The sequence below is a fragment of the Duganella sp. CF517 genome (assembly GCF_900110275.1).
Lineage (GTDB): Bacteria > Pseudomonadota > Gammaproteobacteria > Burkholderiales > Burkholderiaceae_D > Rugamonas.
The window spans coordinates 1-2,640 of sequence record NZ_FODC01000025.1 but is presented as its reverse complement, the minus strand read 5'-3'; the positions used below and the strand labels follow the sequence as shown (position 1 = coordinate 2,640).

General features: G+C 64.3%; 2 protein-coding genes. Both read right to left on the bottom strand.

The genetic code is table 11. The annotated features are described in order from the left end of the window. Positions 1 to 1,979, bottom strand: a 1,979-nt coding sequence (locus tag BMX85_RS29820; RefSeq protein ID WP_307174545.1) for a condensation domain-containing protein, incomplete at its 3' end; no start/stop codon positions are given. A 68-nt stretch (positions 1,980 to 2,047) separates the two neighbouring features. Then, on the bottom strand, positions 2,048 to 2,640 hold a 593-nt coding region (locus BMX85_RS29815), incomplete at its 5' end, for a phosphopantetheine-binding protein (RefSeq protein WP_229210738.1).

Here is a 2,640-nt window from a genome sequence, read left to right as displayed (position 1 = left end):
TGGAGCAGACGGGTGACGTTGCGATGGCTCAGTTGCGCGCCCTTCGGCCGGCCGGTGGAGCCGGAGGTGTAGATGACGTAGGCCAGGTTCTCGGCGTGAACGGCCACTTGCGGGTCGTGCTCCGACTCGCCGGACAGGTCCAGCGTGTCCAGTTCCAATACCTGCAAGCCCTCGGCGGGCGGCAGGCCGTCCTTGATCGCGCTTTGCGTCAGCAACAGTTCGATGCCGCTGTCCCGCATCATGTAAGCCAGCCGGTCGGCCGGATATTCAGGGTCCAGCGGCACGTAGGCGCCGCCGGCCTTCAGGATCGCCAGCAGGCCGACCATCATCCCGATAGAGCGTTCGACGGCAATGCCGACCTTGACGTCGGGTCCCACACCTAGCTCGATCAGGCGGTGGGCCAAGCGGTTGGAGCGCAGGTTCAGTTCTTCGTAGCTCAGCGACTCGTCGCCGTGAATCAGCGCCGTGGCCTCCGGATTGGCCAGCGCCTGGCGTTCGATCAGTTGGTGCAGCGTTTCCTGAGCCGGGTAGCGCGCCGTGCGCCCGCCCCACGCATGGAGCTGATCGCGTTCGCTAGTTCCGAGCAATTCCACTTCGCCCACAGCCAATTCCGGGGACTCGGCTAGCGCGCGCAGCACCGCCAGGTAATGGCGACCCATGCGTTCGATCGCTTCGCCGTCATACAGCTCTCGCGCATAGGTAAGACTCACCCGCACGCTGCCGTCGGCGGTTTCGGTGGTGTCGACCACCAGCTCGAACTGCGCCGCCTGCTCGCCGAGCGCATATTCGTCCAATACCAGCCCCGGCATGCGCACCGGCCCTTTCCGCTCCATGCGCTGATGATTCACCATCACCTGGAACAACGGATTGGCGCCAAGTTGACGCTCCGGCCGCAACGCCTCCACCAGCTGTTCGAACGGCAGATCCTGATGCGTCTGCGCGCCCAGCGCCGCCTCCCTGGTCTGCTCCAGCACCTGCGCCAGACTTTGACGCGCGTCGACGCGGCTACTCAGCACCTGCGTATTGACGAAGAAGCCGACCAGTCCCTCGGTCTCCACGCGATGGCGATTGGCGTTCGGTACGCCAACGCGGATGTCGGCCAGTCCCGTATATCGCGACAGCAGCACCTGCACGCCGGCCAGCAACGCCATGAACAACGTCGCGCCCTGTCCTTGCGCACGGCGTTGCAAGGCCGCCGCCAGCTCCTCGGTCAGATCGACATGGTGACGCGCTGCGCGATAGATGCCGTCGGCCCTGCGCGGATAAGTGGTCGGCAACTGCAACACCGGATGATCGTCGCCCAGTTGCGCCTTCCAATAGGCCAGTTGGCGCTCCTTCTCACCGGCTTCGAGCCAATGACGCTGCCACAATGCGAAGTCCGCGTACTGCACCGGTAAAGCGTCCAACTCACCCGCCCGCCCTTCCACCCGCGCGCGGTAAAGCTCCACAAACTCCTCGATAATGATCCCCATCGACCAGCCGTCGGAAATAATGTGGTGCATCACCACCACCAGCACGTGGCGATCGGCCGCCTCGCGGATCAGGCCCACCCGCAGCAGTGGCCCATGTTCGAGATCGAACGGCGTCTGGTGCAACCGCGCCGCTTCCCCACGCACGCGTGCCGTCAGATCGTCCGGCGCCACGCCGGTCAGGTCGATCTGCTCGAGATTCGCCGCAACCGCCGGCTGAATCACTTGGGTCACCTGGCCATCGGCATCCGCCCGGAACAGCGTGCGCAGGGATTCATGCCGTGCCACCAGCGCGTCGAACGCGGCGCCCAACGCTTGCCCATCGAGTTCTCCGTCAAGCCTGTAGGCGCCGCTGATGTGATAGGCGGTGCTGTCCGGCTCCAGCTTCCACAGGAACCACTGGCGCGCTTGCGCGTACGATGGCGACCAGGCGTCCGATTCCGATGCCTGGCGTGGAAGGATGGGGAACTGCCCGATCGCCAGGCCTTCCAGCTTAATCTTCTGATACACCGCGCGGCGCTGCTCCGGACTGAGTCGGGCGAAGCGTTCAGCGATTCGTTGGGTGGTTAAACTATTCATTATGCGATTTCCAAACCATCAATAAATGCGTCAATTTCAGAAAGTGAACGTGTGTTCGATGCGGAGCGCGAGCTATCGGGCAGCAGCAGCGCCAGCGCCGCCAGCGTGGGGTTGATGAAGACATCCTTGATCGCCAGATCAACCTGCAAAACGGCCTGAATGCGCGCCACCATCTGGACCGCCATCAGCGAATGCCCACCCAGTTCGAAGAAGTTGTCCTGCCGTCCGACCCGTTCGACGCCCAACAACTCGGCCCAGACGGCGGCCAGCACCTCTTCCGCGTCCCCTTGCGGCGCCTCATACTCGCCAGCGCTTTCAAAGCCCGGTTCCGGCAGCGCCTTGCGGTCAACCTTGCCGTTGGCATTGATCGGCAGCGCGTCCATCACCACGATGGCAGATGGCACCATATAGTCGGGCAGCGTTTCGCCCAGCTTCTCGCGCAGCTCGGCAGCGACCACTGTTTGTCCGGCCTGCGCAGAGACGTAACCCACCAGGCGCGCGCCGGCCGGACCTTCCAGGGCCAGCACCACCGCCTCGCGCACTTCCGCCTGCGCCAGCAATTGCGCCTCGATTTCTCCCAGCTCGATGCGGA